The sequence below is a fragment of the Pseudomonas sp. B1-22 genome (assembly GCF_050474425.1).
Taxonomy (GTDB): domain Bacteria; phylum Pseudomonadota; class Gammaproteobacteria; order Pseudomonadales; family Pseudomonadaceae; genus Pseudomonas.
Map to the genome: position 1 here is coordinate 411814 of NZ_JBCHVH010000004.1, position 18545 is coordinate 430358.

The window sequence follows — 18545 nt, forward strand, 5'->3', positions numbered from 1 at the left end:
TATTTTCCGCAAGCCCCTGAACTACCGCTCATCGGCCGAGTGAGAGGCCCGCCACCCGGGCCTCTCGACCGTTCGTCAGTGTGCCTCGTCCCAGTTCGCACCCACGCCGGCCTCGACCACCAGCGGCACGTCCAGCTCCGCCGCGCCGCTCATCAGCGGGCGGATGGTGTCGCTGACCTGCTGTACCAGATCTTCGCGCACCTCCAGCACCAGTTCGTCGTGCACCTGGAGAATCACGCGGGCGTCGATCCCGCTGTCCTGCAGCCAGTTATCCACAGCCACCATGGCGCGTTTCATGATGTCCGCAGCGGTACCCTGCATCGGCGCGTTGATCGCGGTGCGCTCGGCGGCCTTGCGCATGGCGGCGTTCTTCGAGGCGATTTCCGGCAGGTACAGGCGGCGGCCGAACAGCGTCTCGACGAAGCCCTGCTCGGCGGCCTGGGCGCGGGTGCGCTCCATGTAGGCGAGCACGCCGGGATAGCGGGCGAAATAGCGGTCGATGTAGGCCTGGGCCTCCTTGCGCTCGACGCCGATCTGCTTGGCCAGGCCGAAGGCGCTCATGCCGTAGATCAGGCCGAAGTTGATCGCCTTGGCGCTGCGGCGCTGATCACCCGTCACCTCGTCCAGCGGCACGCCGAAGACCTCGGCGGCGGTGGCGCGGTGCACGTCGCGGTCGTGGCGGAAGGCGTCCAGCAGGCCTTCGTCCTTGGCCAGATGGGCCATGATGCGCAGCTCGATCTGCGAATAGTCAGCCGCCAGCAGCTGGTAGCCCTTGGGCGCGACGAAGGCCTGGCGGATGCGCCGGCCCTCGGCGGTGCGGATCGGGATGTTCTGCAGGTTCGGGTCGCTGGAGGACAGCCGGCCGGTCGCCGCCACCGCCTGGTGGTAGCTGGTGTGGATGCGCCCGGTGCGCGGGTTGATCTGCTCCGGCAGCTTGTCGGTGTAGGTGCTCTTGAGCTTGCTCAGCGAGCGGTACTGCATGATCACCTTGGGCAGCTCGTAGTCCTGCTCGGCGAGGTCGGCGAGGACATTCTCGGCGGTGGACGGCTGGCCGGTGGCGGTCTTGGCCAGCACCGGCAGGCCGAGCTTTTCATAAAGGATGGCGCCCAGCTGCTTGGGCGAGCCGAGGTTGAACTCCTGCCCGGCCAGGTCATAGGCCTTGCGTTCCAGCTCAACCATCTTCTCGCCCAGTTCGACGCTCTGCCTGCCCAGCAGGTTGGCATCGACCAGCGCGCCGTTGCGCTCGATGCGCGCCAGCACCGGCACCAGCGGCATCTCGATCTCGGTGAGGACCTTCTCCAGCGACGGGATGGCCTGCAGCCTGGCCCACAGGGTCTGGTGCAGGCGCAAGGTCACGTCGGCATCCTCGGCCGCGTAGGGGCCGGCCTGCTCGATGGCGATCTGGTCGAAGGTCAACTGCTTGGCGCCCTTGCCGGCGATGTCCTCGAAGCGGATGGTGCTGTGGCCCAGGTACTTGAGCGCCAGGCTGTCCATGTCGTGGCGAGTCGCGGTGGAGTCCAGCACGTAGGATTCGAGCATGGTGTCGAAGGCGATGCCCTGCACGGCGATGGGCGTCGAGGCGTTGGCCAGGACATTCATGTCGTACTTGGCGTGCTGGCCGACCTTGCGCTTCTTCGGGTCCTCCAGCAGCGGCTTGAGGGCGCGGAGCACGGCGTCGCGATCCAGCTGTGCCGGTACGCCCATATAACTGTGGGCCAGCGGCACGTAGGCGGCCTCGCCTTCCTTGACCGCGAAGGACACGCCCACCACCTGCGCCTGCTGCGGGTCGATGCTGGTGGTCTCGGTGTCGAAGGCGATCAGGTCGGCGGCTTCCAGCTTCTTCAGCCAGGCGTCGAACTCGGCCTGCTCCAGCACGGTGTCGTACTGGGCGGTGGCCTGGATCGACACGGCCTCGGCGTCGCCGCCGCCCTCGTCCTTGGCCTCGCGCAGCAGGTCGTCCAGCCAGTTCTTGAATTCCAGCTCGCGGTACAGGCCGATCAGCGCCTCGCGCTGTGGCTCGCCCGGATGCAGCGCATCGACTTCGACGTCCAGTTCGACGTCGGTCTTGATGGTCGCCAGCTCGTAGGAGAGGAAAGCCATCTCGCGATGCTCTTCCAGCTTGGCCGGCAGGCCCTTGGCACCGCGGATCGGCAGCTCGGGCACCTTGTCCAGGCTGGCGTAGAGCACATCCAGGCCACCACCGACGCCGACCAGCAGGCCCAGCGCGGTTTTCTCGCCCACGCCGGGCACGCCCGGAATGTTGTCCACCTTGTCGCCCATCAGTGCCAGGTAATCGATGATCAGCTCAGGACCGACACCGAATTTCTCTTTTACGCCATCGGGGTCGAGCACGCTTCCGGTCATGGTGTTGACCAACGTAATGTGCCCATCGACCAGCTGCGCCATGTCCTTGTCACCGGTCGAGATCACCACCGCCCGCCCCGCCGCGGCGCTGCGCCGGGCCAGGGTGCCGATCACGTCGTCCGCCTCCACGCCCTCCACGCACAAGAGCGGCAGGCCCAGCGCCCGCACACTGGCGTGCAGCGGCTCGACCTGCACGCGCAGCTCGTCCGGCATCGACGGGCGATTGGCCTTGTACTCGGCGAAGAGCGCGTCGCGGAAGGTCGGGCCCTTGGCGTCGAACACCACCGCGAAGGGGCTGTCGGGGTACTGCTTGCGCAGACTCTTGAGCATGTTCAGCACGCCCTTCACCGCGCCGGTCGGCATGCCGGTGGAGGTGGTCAGCGGCGGCAGGGCATGGAAGGCGCGATACAGGTAGGAAGAGCCGTCCACGAGGACGAGGGGTGCTTGGCTCATGAGGGGAATCAACCTTTTCAGAAGGGCTCGGGCTAAACTGTCCGTAGCCAATTCGACAAAGGGACAAGGTTATCATGCGTACGTTGAACCGCCTGTTGCTCGCCGCTGTGCTGGGTCTTGGCGCGACTTCCGTCATGGCGGCGGACGATGCACCCTCGCCGGAACCGGATGTGACCATCCGCCAGGACGGCGACAAGACCATCCAGGAATACCGTGTGAACGGCTTCCTCTACGCCATCAAGGTCACCCCCAAGCACGGCAAGCCGTACTTCCTGGTGCGCCAGGACGGCAGCGACGGCAACTTCATCCGCTCGGACCAACCGGACAAGCTGATCCCGCAGTGGCAGATCTTCAGCTGGTAAACCCATTCACCCACGACGCTCCAGAGGATTGAGCATGTCGGTATTCACACCTCTGGAACGTCCCGTTCTTGAAGAGTTCCTCGCCCCCTACGGCCTCGGCCGCCTGCATGATTTCCGTGGCATTGCCGAGGGTTCGGAAAACAGCAACTTCTTCGTCAGCATGGAGCAGGGCGAGTTCGTCCTGACCCTGGTCGAACGCGGCCCGGTGCAGGAAATGCCGTTCTTCATCGAGCTGCTCGACGTCCTGCACGACGCCGACCTGCCGGTGCCCTATGCCCTGCGCACGAAGGACGGCGAGGCGCTGCGCCAGCTCGAAGGCAAGCCGGCGCTGCTGCAACCGCGTCTGCCGGGCCGGCATGAACGCACACCGAACAACCACCATTGCCAGGAAGTCGGCAACCTGCTGGCCCGCCTGCACCTGGCAACCCGCGGACGCATCATCGAACGTCCCAGCGATCGCGGCCTGAGCTGGATGCTGCATGAAGGCCAGGCCTTCCAGTCGCACCTGTCCGGCACTGCCGCCACGCTGCTGGCCGACGCCCTGGAAGAAATCGCCCGCCTGCTCGCTGAGCAGCCGGCGCTGCCGCGTGCCAACCTGCACGCCGACCTGTTCCGCGACAATGTGCTGTTCGACGGCCCGCACCTGGCCGGGCTGATCGACTTCTACAACGCCTGCTCGGGCTGGATGCTCTACGACCTGGCGATCACCGTGAACGACTGGTGCTCCACTGACGACGGCGCCCTCGACGGCCCGCGCGCCCGTGCGCTGCTGGCGGCCTATGCGGCCAAGCGGCCGTTCACCGCGCTGGAGGCCGAGCTGTGGCCGGAGATGCTGCGGGTGGCCTGCGTGCGTTTCTGGCTGTCGCGGCTGATCGCGGCCGAGGCGTTCGCCGGGCAGGATGTGCTGATCCATGACCCGAGCGAGTTCGAGCGGCGGCTGGCGAAGCGGCAGAAGGTGGAGATTCATTTGCCGTTTGCGCTGTAATGCGGCGGTGTTGAGCCGTAGGAGCGGACTCCGTCCGCGATAGCCGTGACACCAGCCTGCCGGCCGGATCGCGGATAAATCCGCTCCTACGAGAGCCCTGTACACCGGTTGATACACCTCACCGCATCGCCACTCCGTAGCCGAGCCTGGACGAATTGCCCCCGTAGGAGCGGACCTTGTCCGCGAAATCCCTCGCGGCGGTGTCTCATCTGACAGGGAAACACCTCGGCATTGCGCCCATCCCATCAAGGGTGTTCAGCCTTCAACACGGGAATGGCGGCGGACCTTCGCGGACAAGGTCCGCTCCTACGAGTACAACCCTGCGCTTGCCGGAAACTGATGACTCCCTTGTAGGAGCGCGCCATGCGCGCGATCGCGGGCATGGCGCGCTCCTACAGGTTCCGTCCGTGGAGAGAGGTTTCCTGTAGGAGCGAGCTTGCTCGCGAACAGCCCCGCAGCGGAGTTCGTTCGCGAGCAAGCTCGCTCCTACAAAAGAGCAGTCCGGTGCGAAGCGGGTGGTGTGAAGATCCAACCCGGAGCAGGCATCCCTGCCGTGACTCCTCTGCTCAAGGTCAACCCCGGCCCGGCTATCCGTGGCCGGGCGTTCGCCGGCGCGACGTATACGTCGCGTCGCTCCGGCTCACCCACACTTCGAATGTCCGCAGTTGAGACAGGTGGCGCACCCATCCATCTGCACCACCGCCATGGTGTTGCACTTGCCGCAGAGCTGCGCGCCAGCGGGGAAGCCTTCGCCAGGCTCGGCCTTGTTGGTGCCCTGCGCCGCTTCATAGGCCGCGCGTTTCTCGGCCAGGTACAGGCGCTGCTCCTCGTCCAGCTGCGGCCCCTCCATCAGGCCGATGGCGACCAGGTGGCGCTCTACCACGGCGCCGATCTCGGCGACGATGGAAGGCATGTAGACGCCACCGCGCTTGAGGTAGCCGCCGCGCGGGTCGAACACGGCCTTCATCTCCTCCACCAGGAAGGTGCAATCGCCGCCCTTGCGGAACACCGCCGACATGATGCGGGTGAGCGCGACGATCCACTGGAAGTGGTCCATGTTCTTCGAGTTGATGAAGATCTCGAAGGGCCGGCGCTGCTCATAAGGCGTGTCAGGGTTGAGCACCACGTCGTTGATGGTCACGTACAGCGCGTGCTCGAACAGCGGCGACTTGATCTTGTAGGTGGCGCCCACCAGCATTTCCGGCCGCTGCAGGGTCTCGTCCATCTTCACCACGGCGGCCGCCTGGGCGGCCTCGGCGCGGGCCTTTTCCTCGGCCACGTCCACCACCTGGAAACCTTTGATCTTCTGGTTGATCTTGACACTCATCACGTATCTCCAGGGGTATCAGTACTTGCCGTAATAGCCTTCTTTCAGGGCGTCGAAGAGGTTGGCGGCCGTGTGAATCTCGCCGTCGTACTCCACTTCCTCGTTGCCCCTGAACTCCACCACGCTGCCGTCTTCCAGTTCGAAGCGGTACACCGTCTTCTCCAGGTCCGCCTCCTTCACCAGCACGCCCTGGAAGGCCGCCGGGTTGAAGCGGAAGGTGGTGCAGCCCTTCAGGCCCTGGCGCCAGGCGTAGAGGTAGATGTCCTTGAACTGCTCAAACGGGTAGTCGGTGGGGACGTTGGCGGTCTTGGAGATCGACGAGTCGATCCACTTCTGCGCCGCCGCCTGGATGTCCACATGCTGCTGCGGGGTGATGTCGTCGGCGGTGATGAAGTAGTCCGGCAGGCGGTGCTTCTCCTCTTCGGCGTCCGGCACCGCGTGGTTATCCACCTGGGCGCGGTAGGCCAGCAGCTCGTAGCTGTAGACCGAGATCTTCTCCTTGGTCTTGCGCCCGGCGCGGATCAGGTTGCGCGAATAGTGGTGGGCGAAGCTCGGCTCGATGCCGTTGGAGGCGTTGTTGGCCAGGCTCAGGCTGATGGTTCCGGTGGGTGCGATGGAGCTGTGGTGGGTGAAGCGCGCGCCCTGCTCGGCTAATTCGTTCACCAGCTGCGGCGCGTACTCGGCGACCCGCTGCATGTAGCGCGAGTACCTGGCGTGGAGTACACGGCCGGCCACCTTGTCACCGACCTTGTAGCCATCGTCGGCCATCTCGGGGCGTTTACGCAGCATCTCGGCGGTCACGTCGTAGTCCTGCGCCAGGGCCGGCGCCGGGCCTTTCTCGCGGGACAGTTCCAGGGCCACTTCCCAGCCCACCAGGGCCATTTCCCGCGCCACTTCCTCGGTGAACACGCAGGCTTCCGGGCTGCCGTAGCGCAGCTTGAGCAGGGTCAGCGCCGAGCCCAGGCCGAGGAAGCCCATGCCATGACGACGCTTGCCGAGGATTTCCGCGCGCTGCTGCGCCAGCGGCAGGCCGTTGATCTCCACCACGTTGTCGAGCATGCGGGTGAAGACGCGCACCACCTCGCGGAAGCGTTCCCAGTCGAAGCGCGCGTTCTCGCCGAAGGGCTCATTCACGAAGCAGGTGAGATTCACCGAGCCCAGCAGGCAGGAACCATACGGAGGCAGTGGCTGCTCGCCGCAGGGGTTGGTGGCGCGGATGGCCTCGCACCACCAGTTGTTGTTCAGCTCGTTGACCCGGTCGATGAGGATGAAGCCCGGTTCGGCGTAGTCGTAGGTGGAGACCATGATCATGTCCCACAGGTGCCGCGCCCTGACCCGGCCATAGACCCGGCAGGCCACCTGGCCGTCGTCGCGCACCAGGTATTCCTCGTGCACCGGCCAGTCGCGCCAGACCACCTGCTCGGCGTCTTCCAGGTCGACTTCGTCGCGTTCCTTCTGGTGCACCGGGAACACCAGCGGCCACTCCTCATCGGCCTCCACCGCGGCCATGAAGCCGTCGGTGATCAGCAGGCTGAGGTTGAACTGGCGCAGGCGGCCATCCTCGCGCTTGGCGCGGATGAACTCGCGGACGTCCGGGTGGCTGACGTCGAAGGTGCCCATCTGCGCGCCACGCCGCCCCCCGGCGGAGCTGACGGTGAAGCACATCTTGTCGTAGATATCCATGAAGGACAGCGGCCCGCTGGTGTGCGCGCCGGCCCCGGAAACGTAGGCGCCGCGCGGGCGCAGGGTGCTGAATTCGTAGCCGATGCCGCAGCCGGCCTTCAGCGTCAGTCCGGCCTCGTGGACCTTCTGCAGGATGTCGTCCATGGAATCGCGGATGATCCCCGAGACGGTGCAGTTGATGGTCGAGGTGGCCGGCTTGTGCCCCTGGGCACCGGCGTTGGAAATGATCCGCCCGGCCGGGATCGCGCCATTGCGCAGAGCCCAGAGGAAGCGTTCGTACCAGTGCTCGCGCTGCGCCTTGTTGGCCTCGACCCCGGCCAGGGCGCGGGCGACCCGCTGCCAGGTCTCGTCGACGCTGGCGTCGATGGGTTTGCCGTCCTTGTGCTTCAGGCGGTATTTGCTGTCCCAGATATCCTGCGAAGCGGGTTGCAGGGCGAGGACTCCTTGGTCTGCGCCACGGGGGCGCGCATCGGTCTTGGCCATCCGGGAAATAACCTCCTGGCAGTTGGGTGGCAGGCACAATGGAGCGCGAGTAAACCCAATATGTGGGAGCAAAAAACTGACAGACATCAATATGTAGTGCCGCAAGCTCCCAACAAGACAACATAGTCGGTTGGACGGCAGACGCTGCGATGGGGCCGGAGTTCCAGACGATCGGCAGGTTTGGAGACAGGAGGAGAGAGTTTTCGCAGGGGGACGGGTGCGACGATCAGGCGCGGGGAATGCCCCCGCAGGAGCGGACTTTGTCCGCGATGCTATTCCGGACGCGGGTCAGGTCGTAACTCACGAAGAGTCCCTCACCCTAACCCTCTCCCAGAGGGAGAGGGGACTGTCTGCTTCAGGGTGGCACCGCCTCTTCAGCCGGCACGGACGGCTCCCTCTCCCCTTGGGAGAGGGCTGGGGTGAGGGGACGCCCCTGGCCGAGGAAATTCCGGGAAGCCCGAATCAGAGCTTCTCCAGACACCCCGCAAACTCACCCGCCAGGTTGCCCAGCAGGTTCTCGTAACCCTGGGCATCCACCTTCACGCTCACACCCAGGTCATCCAGCTCGGCCAGGCGCACCGGCAGGCCCTGGCTCAGGGTGTCGGCCAGGCGCGGGCGGATCGGCGGTTCGCTGAAGATGCAGGAAGGTCCGGCCTTCTGCAGTTGCGCACGCATGGACGCCACATGCCGCGCGCCCGGCTGCACATCGGCGGACACGGCGAACACCCCGGTGTGGCGCAGGCCATAGGCCTCCTCGAAGTAATCGAACGCCTCGTGGAAGACGAAGAACGGCTTGCCCTTGAGCGGATCGATGCGCTGCTTGAGGCGCGCATCGAGCTGCTCCATGCGCTCGTCGAAGGCCTTCAGGTTGGCCTGGTAGCGGCTGGCGTTGGCCGGATCGGCGATGGCCAGGTCCTCGGCCATGCGCGCGGCGATCACCTGGGCGTTGGCCGGCAGCAGCCAGAGGTGGGCGTCGATCATGCCGGGGCGGTGGTCGTGGTCATGGCCCGTATCGTCATCATCGTGGTCCGGATGGTTGGACCCGCTGAAGTCAGCGAACTTGCGCAGGTGCATGCCGGCCTGGTCCTGCACGGCCACGCTCGGGCCCTTGCGGCTTTCCAGCACCTTGGGCAGGAAGTTTTCCAGGTCCGGCCCGACCCAGTAGAACAGCTGCGCGTCGCGCACCCGGCGGATATCGGATGGGCGCAGCGAGTAGCTGTGCGGCGAGGCGCCCGGCGGCAGCAGCACATCCGGGGTGCCTTCGCCGTCCTGGATGGCGGCGGCGATCAGCTGCAGCGGCTTGATGCTGGTCAGCACGCTGACCTCGGCACGGGCGGGGAGGCTGAGCAGCAGGGCGCAGCAGGTGATCAGCAGAGCGGCGGGACGGAAGGACACGGCGGCACTCACACAGGGGGATGATGAAAGAGTAATATAATAACGTCTCTACACACGAGCGTCGCCGCCGCATGTACAAGATCGCCCCCAAGACTCCCCTCGCCTGCCGCCCGCATGACCACGCCAATTGCGTGGCCAGCGCCCTGGCCGACGCCGATGCGCTGTGCGCGCGCCAGGGCGTGCGCCTGACCGAGCTGCGCCGGCGCGTGCTGGAGCTGGTCTGGGCCAGCCACAAGCCGCTGGGCGCCTACGACATCCTCGCCGTGCTGAGCGAGGAAGACGGCCGCAAGGCGGCGCCGCCGACGGTCTACCGCGCGCTGGACTTCCTCCTGGAAAACGGCCTGGTGCACCGCATCGCCTCGCTCAATGCCTTCATCGGCTGCGCCCACCCCGAACATGCCCATGAAGGCCAGTTCCTGATCTGCCGCGCCTGCAAGACCGCCATCGAGCTGGAACAGCCGGCCATCAGCGAAGCCATCGTCGCCGGCGCCAAGGGCGTCGGTTTCGCGGTGGAAACCCAGACCGTCGAAGTGGTCGGCCTCTGCGGCGCCTGCGCCCCCGGCAAGCGGGAGGCCTGATGAGCGACGCCCTGATCCGCCTGCAAGGCGTCGGCGTCAGCTACGCCGGCCAGCCGGTGCTGCAGAACGTCGACCTGACCATCGCCCCGCGTGAGATCGTCACCCTGATCGGCCCCAACGGTGCCGGCAAGACGACCCTGGTGCGCAGCGTGCTCGGCCTGCTCAAGCCCGACACCGGCAGCGTCTGGCGCCAGCCGAAACTGTCCATCGGCTACATGCCGCAGAAGCTCCACGTCGACCCGACCCTGCCGCTCACCGTGCTGCGCTTCCTTCGCCTGGTGCCCGGCGTGCAACGCTCCCAGGCGCTGGAGGCGCTGAAGGAAGTCGGTGCCGCCCACGTGATCGACAAGCCGCTGCAGAGTGTTTCCGGCGGCGAGCTGCAACGCGTGCTGCTGGCCCGCGCCCTGCTGCGCAAACCGGAACTGCTGGTGCTCGACGAACCCGTACAGGGCGTCGACGTTGCCGGGCAAGCCGAGCTGTACCGCCTGATCGGCCGCCTGCGCGACCGCCTCGGCTGCGGCGTGCTGATGGTCTCCCACGACCTGCACCTGGTGATGAGCGCCACCGACAAGGTGGTCTGCCTGAACCGCCACGTCTGCTGCTCCGGGCACCCGGAACAGGTCAGCGGCGACCCGGCCTTCGTCGAGCTGTTCGGCCAGGACGCCCGCAGCCTCGCGGTCTATCACCACCACCACGACCATTCCCACGACCTGCACGGCGAGGTGGTGAAATCCGCCTTCCCCGCCGGCACGCGCTTCACTCCGGTCCACCAGCACGGCCCCGACTGCAACCATGGCTGATTTCCTGCTCAACGCCCTCCTCGCCGGGCTGGCCCTGGCGCTGGTCGCCGGGCCCCTGGGTTCGTTCGTCGTCTGGCGGCGCATGGCCTATTTCGGCGACACCCTGTCCCACGCCGCGCTGCTCGGTGTGGCCCTCGGCTTCCTGCTGGACGTCAGCCCGACCCTGGCGGTGACCGTCGGCTGCGTGCTGCTCGCCGTGCTGCTGGTGACCCTGCAGCAGCGCCAGCCGCTGGCCGCCGACACCCTGCTCGGCATCCTCGCCCATAGCACGCTGTCCCTGGGCCTGGTGACCCTGAGCTTCATGAAGGAAGTGCGCGTCGACCTGATGGCCTACCTGTTCGGCGACCTGCTCGCCGTCAGCCAGACCGACCTCCTGTGGATAATCGCCGGCAGCGCCCTGGTGCTGGGCCTGATCTGCTGGCTGTGGCGGCCGCTGCTGGCGATCACCGTGCACGAGGAACTGGCGCGGGTCGAAGGCCTGCCGGTCACCGCCATCCGCCTGGCGCTGATGCTGCTGATCGCCATCGTCATCGCCGTGGCCATGAAGATCGTCGGCGTGCTGCTGATCACCTCCCTGCTGATCATCCCCGCCGCCGCCGCCCAACGGCATGCGCGCAGCCCTGAACAAATGGCCTTCGGCGCGAGTCTGATCGGATTGATAGCGGTGTGCGCGGGGCTGTCGCTGTCCTGGTTCAAGGACACCCCCGCCGGCCCCTCCATCGTGGTCAGTGCGGCGGCCCTGTTCCTGCTGAGTTTTGTCCTGCCGCGCCGTACGGTGTAGAATTTGGCGATTTTTTGATCAAAAGAGACCCTGACGCATGAAGTCGTTCGTCATCCGCCTGTTCGCGCTGATGACCCTGGCACTGGCCCTCGCGGCCTGCCAGAGCACCGCGAGCAACCCGACCAGCAGCAGTGGCTTCGAAACCGAACTGGCCGCCGGCCGTCTGGAATCCGCGCAGCTCAAGCTCGGCTCCGAACAGGAAACCGCGACCCAGCTCACCGAACGCCGCCAGCGCCTGGCCGACGCCTACCTGGAGCGCAGCCGCAAGGCCCTGCAGAACGGCGACGTCAACGGCGCCAGCGCGAATCTGACCCGCGCCCGCTCGCTGATGCCGCGCGCCCCCGGCGTCGCCGCCGACGTCAGCGGCCTGCAGAAGCCCGCGGTTCCGGTTGCTCCGCCCGCCCAGCCGAACTGCACGCCGTAACCCCCTCGGGCGCCCATTCGTGGCGCCCTTTATTCTCTTTTGTTCTGCCCTTATCTGAACAAAGATTAATCAGCCATAAAAAAGCAGGTTAAAATGCGCGGTTTTGGCTGACCGCCTACGTTTGTCGTTTATCCCTCGACAACTTAGTAGGTCCCGAACCTGTTTAGGGCTTGCGAGCTAGAGCAGTACAAGGCGAAAACAGGCGAGAAAGCGGAGTCTACTGACGCGTAAATGAGCATTTCTCGCCTGTTTTCAACGCAGTAATGCCGACGCGCAGCACGCCATAAACAGGTTCCCACACGCCGTACCCACAAGGTTTGCTACGTGATCGAATTCCACGACGTCCACAAGACCTATCGCGTCGCCGGACGCGATATCCCGGCCCTGCATCCCACCCGCCTGACCATCGAGGGCGGCCAGGTCTTCGGCCTGATCGGCCATTCCGGCGCCGGTAAAAGCACCCTGCTGCGCCTGATCAACCGCCTGGAAGAGCCCAGCGGCGGGCGCATCGTCATCGACGGCGAAGATATCACCGCCCTGGATGCCGACGGCCTGCGCCGCTTCCGCCAGCGCGTCGGGATGATCTTCCAGCACTTCAACCTGCTGGCCTCCAAGACCGTCGCCGACAACATCGCCATGCCGATGAAGCTCGCCGGCACCTACAGCGCCGCCGAAATCACCGCGCGGGTGAGCGAGCTGCTCGAGCGCGTCGGCCTCAAGGACCATGCCCGCAAGTATCCGGCCCAGCTTTCCGGCGGCCAGAAACAGCGCGTCGGCATCGCCCGCGCGCTCGCCTGCCGGCCGACCATCCTGCTCTGCGACGAGGCCACCAGCGCCCTCGACCCGCAGACCACCGGCCAGGTCCTGCAGCTGCTGGCTGAAATCAACCGCGAGCTGAAGCTGACCATCGTCCTGATCACCCACGAGATGGATGTGATCCGCCGCGTCTGCGACCAGGTGGCGGTGATGGACGCCGGCCGCATCGTCGAGCAGGGCGACGTCGCCGACGTGTTCCTGCATCCGCAGCACGACACCACCCGCCGCTTCGTCTTCGAGGCCGAGCGCGTGGACGAGGACGAACAGCACGACGACTTCGCCCACGTGCCGGGCCGCATCCTGCGCCTGACCTTCCGCGGCGAGGCAACCTACGCGCCGCTGCTGGGCACCGTCGCGCGCCAGACCGGCGTCGACTACAGCATCCTTGCCGGGCGTATCGACCGCATCAAGGACCAGCCCTACGGCCAGCTCACCCTGTCCCTGGTGGGCGGTGACATCGAGGCCGCCATGGCGCAGCTGAACGCCGCCGAAGTCCACGTCGAGGTGCTGCGCGCATGAATGAGTTCTTTGCAAACATCGACTGGTCCGAGATTCTCCAGGCCAGCATCGACACCTTCTGGATGCTCGGCGGTTCGCTGCTGTTCACCATCGTCCTGGGCCTGCCGCTGGGCGTGCTGCTGTTCCTCACCGGGCCCAAGCAGATGTTCGAGAACCGCGCGGTCTACGCCCTGCTGTCCTTCGTGGTGAACGTGCTGCGCTCGCTGCCGTTCATCATCCTGCTGATCGTGATGATCCCCTTCACCGTGCTGATCACCGGCACCTCGCTGGGCGTCGCCGGGGCCATTCCGCCGCTGGTGGTGGGCGCCACGCCGTTCTTCGCGCGGCTGGTGGAAACCGCGCTGCGCGAGGTGGACAAGGGCATCATCGAAGCCACCCAGGCGATGGGTGCCAGCACCCGCCAGATCATCTGGAATGCCCTGCTGCCCGAGGCCCGTCCGGGCATCATCGCCGCCATCACCGTCACCGCCATCACCCTGGTGTCCTACACCGCGATGGCCGGCGTGGTCGGTGCCGGCGGCCTGGGCGACCTGGCCATCCGCTTCGGCTACCAGCGCTTCCAGACCGACGTCATGGTGGTCACCGTGGTGATGCTGCTGGTGCTCGTACAGATCCTGCAGACCGTCGGCGACAAGCTGGTGGTCCACTTCTCCCGCAAGTAACCGCACGGCCCGCCGGACGCGGGCTTTTTCCAGGAGCCAACAATGAAAAAACTGCTCGCCGCCTTCACTGCCGCCGCAGCCCTCTCCGCCCCGCTGGCCCAGGCCGCCGACACCCTGACCGTCGCCGCCACCCCGGTGCCGCACGCCGAGATCCTCAACTTCGTCAAACCCATGCTGGCCAAAGAAGGCGTGGAGCTGAAGGTCAAGGAATTCACTGACTACGTGCAGCCCAACACCCAGGTCGCCGAGAAGCGTCTCGACGCCAACTTCTTCCAGCACCAGCCGTACCTGAACGAGTTCAACAAGTCCAAGGGCACCAGCCTGACCGCCGTCACCGGCGTGCACATCGAGCCGCTGGGCGCTTACTCCACCAAGTTCAAGAAGCTGGAAGAACTGCCCGCCGGCGCCACCGTGGTGATCCCCAACGACGCCACCAACGGCGGCCGCGCCCTGCTGCTGCTGGACAAGGTCGGTGTGATCAAGCTGAAGGACAACACCTCGATCACCGCCACCCCGAAGGACATCGTCGAGAACCCGAAGAACATCAAGGTGCGTGAGCTGGAAGCGGCCACCCTGCCGCGCGTGCTGACCCAGGTCGACCTCGCCCTGATCAACACCAACTACGCCCTGGAAGCCAAGCTGAACCCCACCAAGGACGCGCTGGCCATCGAAGGTTCCGATTCGCCCTACGTGAACATCCTGGTTGCCCGTCCGGACAACAAGGACAGCGCCGCCATGCAGAAGCTGGCCGCCGCCCTGCACAGCCCGGAGGTGAAGCAGTTCATCCTCGAGAAGTACAAGGGTGCCGTGGTTCCGGCGTTCTGATCGCCGCGAAGCTGAGGTTCCTGAAAAGCCCGGTCGAATGACCGGGCTTTTTCGTTTCTGGCTTTTCGCCTTTCGTAGGACCGAGGGGGACGCCTATTCCTTGCTCGCGAACAGAGTTTCGCCGGTCGCGCCGGAGCTGGGCGGGTTCGCGAGCAAGCTCGCTCCTACAGATAGGCTCTATCCCGCAGTTCTGGGACGTTTGGCACCAACCTTCCCCGCATATTTTTCATGCTGTAAAAGCATCGGTTTTTCCCGACCTCGCGCAACACCACGCGCCACGCGGTCTGCAGCGATCAGGCAGAATCATTTAGTCCTAAAAGTTATTTAAATAACAAAAATAATCACTTCAAGAGCTAAGACGCTCCATCAATCATGCAGGTCCGTTTCAAGCGCGACGTAGAGCCGCGCAGACCTGCAAGGAGATCGTTCATGGCTCAACCCCAGCATGCCCTCGCGCCGGATGCCCTCCTGCGCCACGTGCCCGGCGGCGACCTGGTCGATCTCGGCCGCCCGCTGCGCCATGCGCTGGAGCTGGGTCGCCATGTGCCGGCGAAAGCCCGCACTCTGAGCCGCCGCGAAGCGGTGCTGCTCGGCCTGTTCGCCCTGACCCTGCATGGCGCGGTGGTCTACTGGCTGAGCCAGCAGCCCACGCCGAAGCTGCCGGAGGTACCGCCGCAGGTGCCGCCGATGACCATCGAATTCACCGCGCCGACACCGCCGGTCGTGGAACCGCCGCCACCCGAGCCGATTCCCGAGCCGGTCGTGCAGGAGCCGCCGCCTCCGGTGGTGGACGAGAACGCGGTAAAACCGCCGCCGCCCAAGCCGATCCCCAAACCCAAGCCGAAACCGGTGGCCAAACCCAAGCCCGTGCCCAAGCCGGTCGAGCAACCCACGCCGCCCAAGGCCGAAACCCCACCGCCGCAACCGGCTCCGCCCGCCCCGGCGGCACCGGCTCCGGCCCCGCTGACGCCGCCCTCGGCCAGCGCCGGTTACCTGAAGAACCCGGCGCCGGAATACCCGCCCCTGGCTCAGCGCCGTGGCTGGGAAGGCACCGTGCTGCTGCGTGTACACGTTCTCGCCAGCGGTAGCCCGAGCGAGATCCAGGTGCAGAAGAGCAGCGGTCGCGACGCCCTGGACGATGCCGCGGTGCGCGCGGTGAAACGCTGGAGCTTCGTCCCTGCCAAGCGCGGCGACGTGGCCCAGGACGGCTGGGTCAGCGTACCCATCGACTTCAAATTGCACTGATTCGAACCGCATCGATAAGCCGCACAAGAGCTGCGGAAGGAGAAAACCATGAGTCTGCCCTTGAACCCCCTGGAATCCGTCGAAGGCGCAGTCATCTGGCTGCTGGTCGGCTTCTCCGTCGTCACCTGGGCGCTGGCCCTGGTGAAAGGCGTCCAGTTCACCCGCCAGAAGTCCCAGGACAAGCGCTTCCAGAAGCAGTTCTGGAGCGCCACCAGCCTCGAATCGGCCGGTGACCAGGCCGCCGGCAAGCCCGGCGCCGGCGCCCGCGTGGCCCAGGCCGGTTTCGCCGCCATCCAGGTACAGGACAACGGCCAGCCGGACCTGGCCCAGTCGATCAACCATCAGGACCGTCTCGAACGCGCCCTGCGCCAGCAGATCCAGCGCGAGCGCCGCTCCCTGGAGTCCGGTCTGGCGGTGCTCGCCTCGATCGGCTCCACCTCGCCCTTCATCGGCCTGTTCGGCACCGTGTGGGGCATCATGGAAGCACTCAAGGGCATCAGCGCCGCAGGTTCCGCGAGCCTGGAAACCGTCGCCGGTCCCATCGGCAGCGCGCTGATCGCCACCGGCGTGGGTATCGCCGTCGCCGTGCCGGCGGTGCTGGTCTACAACTACTTCCTCCGCCGCCTGAAGCTCACCGCGGCCGACCTCGACGACTTCGCCCACGACTTCTACAGCCTCGCGCAGAAGAGCGCCTTCCGTGTCGTCAGCCTGCCCACCGCCGTGCGCAAACCGGCTGCCGGCGCCAGCGTGAAGGAGGCGAGCTGACATGGCCTTCTCGACCCAGGACAGCGACGAGGTTCTCTCCGAGATCAACGTCACCCCGCTGGTGGACGTGATGCTGGTGCTGCTGGTGGTCTTCATCGTCACCGCGCCGCTGCTGACCAACGCCATCCCGATCAACCTGCCCAAGACCGAGGCGGTTGCCCCGCCGGAGCAGAAGGACCCGCTGGTGGTGAGCATCGACGGCGCCGGCAAGTGGTTCATCAACAAGGACGAGATCCAGCCGGACCTGTTGCAGAGCAACCTGGCGGCGGCCAAGGCGAAAGATGCCGAAGTACGCGTGCAGCTGCAGGCCGACGAGGGCGTGAACTACGGCCAGGTGGCCAAGGCCATGGCCTCCATCGAGAAGGCCGGGATTACCAAGCTGGCGGTGATCACCGCGCGTTGAGGAGGCTGTAAAACCCTTGAAATAGAGCGGGCGTAAAACGGGACCTCCACAACGCCACAGGCTTCAAGGTCGCTCACCCAATACTCAGGCAGGGGTGAGCGGCCTTTTTTTATCCGCGCTTCGCACCGGCAGCCGCTCCTACGGTTGCCCCACCAACCGCTATCCCCCACCGTTCGTCGTCATCCCCGCTCCGGCGATATCCCTTTGCACATCAGGGTCTTCCGCACCTCGCGCGCATAAACTAAGTTGATGACAGTCTGGAGACCTGAGGGGTACCGCATGACATCGTCTCCCGCCCTGGATGGCCCGTTCTACCCACCGACACTGGGGGTGCCGGAACGCTTCACACCACAGCAATTGCGCGCCTCGCTCGACATCACCATGGGCGACCACGGCGCCGGTCCCGTCTGGCTGTTCGCCTACGGCTCGCTGATCTGGCGGCCGGAGTTCCCGGTGGCCGAGGCCCGCCGCGCGCGGGTGCACGGCTACCATCGCGGTCTCTACCTGTGGTCCCTCACCCACCGCGGCACGCCGGAAGCGCCGGGCCTGGTGCTCGGCCTCGACCGGGGCGGCTCCTGCTCCGGCTTCGCCTTCCGCCTGCCGGAGGAAAACCTCGACGCCAACCTCTACGCGCTCTGGGAACGGGAGATGCCCTATGCCTCCTACCGCCCGGAATGGCTGAGCTGCCGCCTGGACGACGGCACCCGCGTGCGCGCTCTGGGCTTCGTCCTCGAACGTCACCTGCCCACTTACGCCGGCTCCCTGCCCGACAGCATCTTCCGGCACGTGCTCGACAGCGCCCAGGGTCACTTCGGCACCACCCGCGACTACGTCGAGCAGACCGCCAAGGCGCTGCGCGACTACGCCATGCCCGACCTCAACCTGGAAGGCATCCTGGCGCGCTGCTGCCCGCTGCGCCGGGCACAGGAATAGGCCCTTATAGCGATTCGTTTAGCCGAAATATTGCATAAGCAAAGAATTTCTTATTCCTTAACGAATATTAAAACCCTCCCTAGAATGCCTTCTCATGACGATTCGAGAGGGCCGCTCCATGCGCAACGAACGCATCCGCTACCTGATCGTGCCCGGCTGGCACGGGTCCGAGGACGCCCATTGGCAAAGCCACTGGCAACGCGCCCTGCCCAACGCCACGCGGGTGCAGCAGCGCGACTGGATCAATCCGCAGCGCGCCGACTGGGTCGCCGAACTGGACCGCGAGATTCGCCGCGAGCCGGGCCGCGTGGTGCTCATCGCCCACAGCCTGGGCTGCGTCACCGTCGCCGCCTGGGCTGCCCGCGCCGACCGCCGCGTGCTGGCGCAAGTCTCCGGCGCCCTGCTGGTGGCGCCGGCCGACGTGGAGCGGGAAACCTGCCACGAGGCCCTGCGCAACTTCGCGCCCATCGCCCGTGAAGCGCTGCCCTTCCCGGCCGTGCTGGTGGGTTCGGACAACGACGCCGCCTGCAGTCCGCAGCGCGCGCTGATCCTGGGCCGCGCCTGGGGCGCCGAGACGGTGATCCTGCCATCGGCCGGGCACATCAACGTGAAATCCGGGCACGCTGCCTGGGAGGCCGGCTACCGCCACCTGTACCGCCTGCAGTACCTGATCGACCAGCAGTCGCGCCGGCGCGCCTGATTCCGGCTCCGGTGTGGTGTGACCACCGTACCTATCCCCTCC

18 protein-coding genes are annotated in these 18545 nt (G+C 66.2%); 14 read left to right on the forward strand and 4 right to left on the reverse strand.

The window, feature by feature from the left end; all coding sequences use genetic code 11:
* Window positions 1–75 precede the first annotated feature (75 nt).
* Window positions 76–2817, reverse strand: a complete 2742-nt coding sequence (polA, locus tag ACQ5BL_RS17480) for a DNA polymerase I (protein ID WP_243808634.1) — start codon at window positions 2815–2817, stop codon at window positions 76–78.
* A 74-nt stretch (window positions 2818–2891) separates the two neighbouring features.
* Between polA and ACQ5BL_RS17485 the strand changes: the two genes are divergently transcribed.
* Both ACQ5BL_RS17485 and ACQ5BL_RS17490 read left to right on the forward strand, forming a co-directional pair.
* A complete protein-coding gene (locus tag ACQ5BL_RS17485) occupies window positions 2892–3179 on the forward strand; it encodes a DUF2782 domain-containing protein (RefSeq protein ID WP_243808633.1) in 288 nt (95 codons plus the stop codon).
* Window positions 3180–3213: 34 nt separating this feature from the next.
* Complete coding sequence (locus tag ACQ5BL_RS17490) at window positions 3214–4164, forward strand: homoserine kinase (protein WP_243808632.1); 951 nt, start codon at window positions 3214–3216, stop codon at window positions 4162–4164.
* A gap of 640 nt (window positions 4165–4804) precedes the next feature.
* On the opposite strand, the gene ACQ5BL_RS17495 is transcribed toward ACQ5BL_RS17490, so the two are convergent.
* The 3 genes from ACQ5BL_RS17495 to znuA form a co-directional block, all read right to left on the reverse strand.
* Entirely contained in the window at window positions 4805–5494 is a 690-nt protein-coding gene (locus tag ACQ5BL_RS17495; protein WP_207885848.1) for an NrdJb, read from the reverse strand.
* Between the two features lie 15 nt (window positions 5495–5509).
* Window positions 5510–7744: an adenosylcobalamin-dependent ribonucleoside-diphosphate reductase gene (locus ACQ5BL_RS17500; RefSeq protein WP_243808631.1), complete on the reverse strand. Its 2235-nt coding sequence runs from the start codon at window positions 7742–7744 to the stop codon at window positions 5510–5512.
* A gap of 375 nt (window positions 7745–8119) precedes the next feature.
* Window positions 8120–9052 carry a zinc ABC transporter substrate-binding protein ZnuA gene (gene znuA / locus ACQ5BL_RS17505; RefSeq protein ID WP_243808630.1) on the reverse strand — a complete coding sequence of 311 codons (933 nt, stop codon included), beginning with the start codon at window positions 9050–9052 and terminating at the stop codon, window positions 8120–8122.
* Between the two features lie 71 nt (window positions 9053–9123).
* On the opposite strand from znuA, the gene zur reads away from it, so the two are divergent.
* The 12 genes from zur (at window position 9124) to ACQ5BL_RS17565 (ending at window position 18503) form a co-directional block, all read left to right on the forward strand.
* On the forward strand, window positions 9124–9630 hold the full coding sequence (gene zur / locus ACQ5BL_RS17510) for a zinc uptake transcriptional repressor Zur (RefSeq protein ID WP_207885851.1): 507 nt from the start codon (window positions 9124–9126) through the stop codon (window positions 9628–9630).
* A complete protein-coding gene (gene znuC, locus ACQ5BL_RS17515; RefSeq protein WP_243808629.1) occupies window positions 9630–10430 on the forward strand; it encodes a zinc ABC transporter ATP-binding protein ZnuC in 801 nt (266 codons plus the stop codon). Before zur ends, znuC begins: the two co-directional genes overlap by 1 nt.
* Window positions 10423–11211 carry a zinc ABC transporter permease subunit ZnuB gene (gene znuB, locus ACQ5BL_RS17520; RefSeq protein WP_243808628.1) on the forward strand — a complete coding sequence of 263 codons (789 nt, stop codon included), beginning with the start codon at window positions 10423–10425 and terminating at the stop codon, window positions 11209–11211. The genes znuC and znuB overlap by 8 nt, the downstream gene beginning before the upstream one ends.
* Window positions 11212–11248: 37 nt before the next feature.
* The gene (locus ACQ5BL_RS17525) at window positions 11249–11635 is read left to right on the forward strand and encodes a hypothetical protein (protein WP_243808627.1); all 387 of its coding nucleotides are present in this window, start codon (window positions 11249–11251) and stop codon (window positions 11633–11635) included.
* Window positions 11636–11959: 324 nt separating this feature from the next.
* Window positions 11960–12970: a methionine ABC transporter ATP-binding protein gene (locus ACQ5BL_RS17530; protein WP_430293198.1), complete on the forward strand. Its 1011-nt coding sequence runs from the start codon at window positions 11960–11962 to the stop codon at window positions 12968–12970.
* A complete protein-coding gene (locus tag ACQ5BL_RS17535) occupies window positions 12967–13632 on the forward strand; it encodes a methionine ABC transporter permease (RefSeq protein ID WP_207885856.1) in 666 nt (221 codons plus the stop codon). Before ACQ5BL_RS17530 ends, ACQ5BL_RS17535 begins: the two co-directional genes overlap by 4 nt.
* A gap of 42 nt (window positions 13633–13674) precedes the next feature.
* Complete coding sequence (locus ACQ5BL_RS17540) at window positions 13675–14457, forward strand: MetQ/NlpA family ABC transporter substrate-binding protein (protein WP_207885857.1); 783 nt, start codon at window positions 13675–13677, stop codon at window positions 14455–14457.
* A gap of 429 nt (window positions 14458–14886) precedes the next feature.
* The gene (locus ACQ5BL_RS17545) at window positions 14887–15702 is read left to right on the forward strand and encodes an energy transducer TonB (RefSeq protein WP_243808625.1); all 816 of its coding nucleotides are present in this window, start codon (window positions 14887–14889) and stop codon (window positions 15700–15702) included.
* Window positions 15703–15750: 48 nt separating this feature from the next.
* Entirely contained in the window at window positions 15751–16467 is a 717-nt protein-coding gene (locus ACQ5BL_RS17550) for a MotA/TolQ/ExbB proton channel family protein (protein WP_243808624.1), read from the forward strand.
* A gap of 1 nt (window position 16468) precedes the next feature.
* A complete protein-coding gene (locus tag ACQ5BL_RS17555; RefSeq protein WP_207885860.1) occupies window positions 16469–16870 on the forward strand; it encodes an ExbD/TolR family protein in 402 nt (133 codons plus the stop codon).
* Window positions 16871–17149: 279 nt separating this feature from the next.
* Entirely contained in the window at window positions 17150–17803 is a 654-nt protein-coding gene (locus tag ACQ5BL_RS17560) for a gamma-glutamylcyclotransferase (RefSeq protein WP_243808623.1), read from the forward strand.
* A gap of 118 nt (window positions 17804–17921) precedes the next feature.
* A complete protein-coding gene (locus tag ACQ5BL_RS17565; protein WP_243808622.1) occupies window positions 17922–18503 on the forward strand; it encodes an alpha/beta hydrolase in 582 nt (193 codons plus the stop codon).
* The last annotated feature ends 42 nt before the right edge of the window (window positions 18504–18545 follow it).

Excerpts from the sequence above, each read along its gene's own strand:
- polA (WP_243808634.1), bottom strand. The coding sequence starts at position 2,817 with ATGAGCCAAGCACCCCTCGTCCTCGTGGACGGCTCTTCCTACCTGTAT.
- ACQ5BL_RS17485 (WP_243808633.1), top strand. The coding sequence starts at position 2,892 with ATGCGTACGTTGAACCGCCTGTTGCTCGCCGCTGTGCTGGGTCTTGGC.
- ACQ5BL_RS17490 (WP_243808632.1), top strand. The coding sequence starts at position 3,214 with ATGTCGGTATTCACACCTCTGGAACGTCCCGTTCTTGAAGAGTTCCTC.
- ACQ5BL_RS17500 (WP_243808631.1), bottom strand. The coding sequence starts at position 7,744 with ATGTCTGTCAGTTTTTTGCTCCCACATATTGGGTTTACTCGCGCTCCA.
- zur (WP_207885851.1), top strand. The coding sequence starts at position 9,124 with ATGTACAAGATCGCCCCCAAGACTCCCCTCGCCTGCCGCCCGCATGAC.
- znuC (WP_243808629.1), top strand. The coding sequence starts at position 9,630 with ATGAGCGACGCCCTGATCCGCCTGCAAGGCGTCGGCGTCAGCTACGCC.
- znuB (WP_243808628.1), top strand. The coding sequence starts at position 10,423 with ATGGCTGATTTCCTGCTCAACGCCCTCCTCGCCGGGCTGGCCCTGGCG.
- ACQ5BL_RS17525 (WP_243808627.1), top strand. The coding sequence starts at position 11,249 with ATGAAGTCGTTCGTCATCCGCCTGTTCGCGCTGATGACCCTGGCACTG.
- ACQ5BL_RS17535 (WP_207885856.1), top strand. The coding sequence starts at position 12,967 with ATGAATGAGTTCTTTGCAAACATCGACTGGTCCGAGATTCTCCAGGCC.
- ACQ5BL_RS17540 (WP_207885857.1), top strand. The coding sequence starts at position 13,675 with ATGAAAAAACTGCTCGCCGCCTTCACTGCCGCCGCAGCCCTCTCCGCC.
- ACQ5BL_RS17545 (WP_243808625.1), top strand. The coding sequence starts at position 14,887 with ATGGCTCAACCCCAGCATGCCCTCGCGCCGGATGCCCTCCTGCGCCAC.
- ACQ5BL_RS17550 (WP_243808624.1), top strand. The coding sequence starts at position 15,751 with ATGAGTCTGCCCTTGAACCCCCTGGAATCCGTCGAAGGCGCAGTCATC.
- ACQ5BL_RS17555 (WP_207885860.1), top strand. The coding sequence starts at position 16,469 with ATGGCCTTCTCGACCCAGGACAGCGACGAGGTTCTCTCCGAGATCAAC.
- ACQ5BL_RS17560 (WP_243808623.1), top strand. The coding sequence starts at position 17,150 with ATGACATCGTCTCCCGCCCTGGATGGCCCGTTCTACCCACCGACACTG.
- ACQ5BL_RS17565 (WP_243808622.1), top strand. The coding sequence starts at position 17,922 with ATGCGCAACGAACGCATCCGCTACCTGATCGTGCCCGGCTGGCACGGG.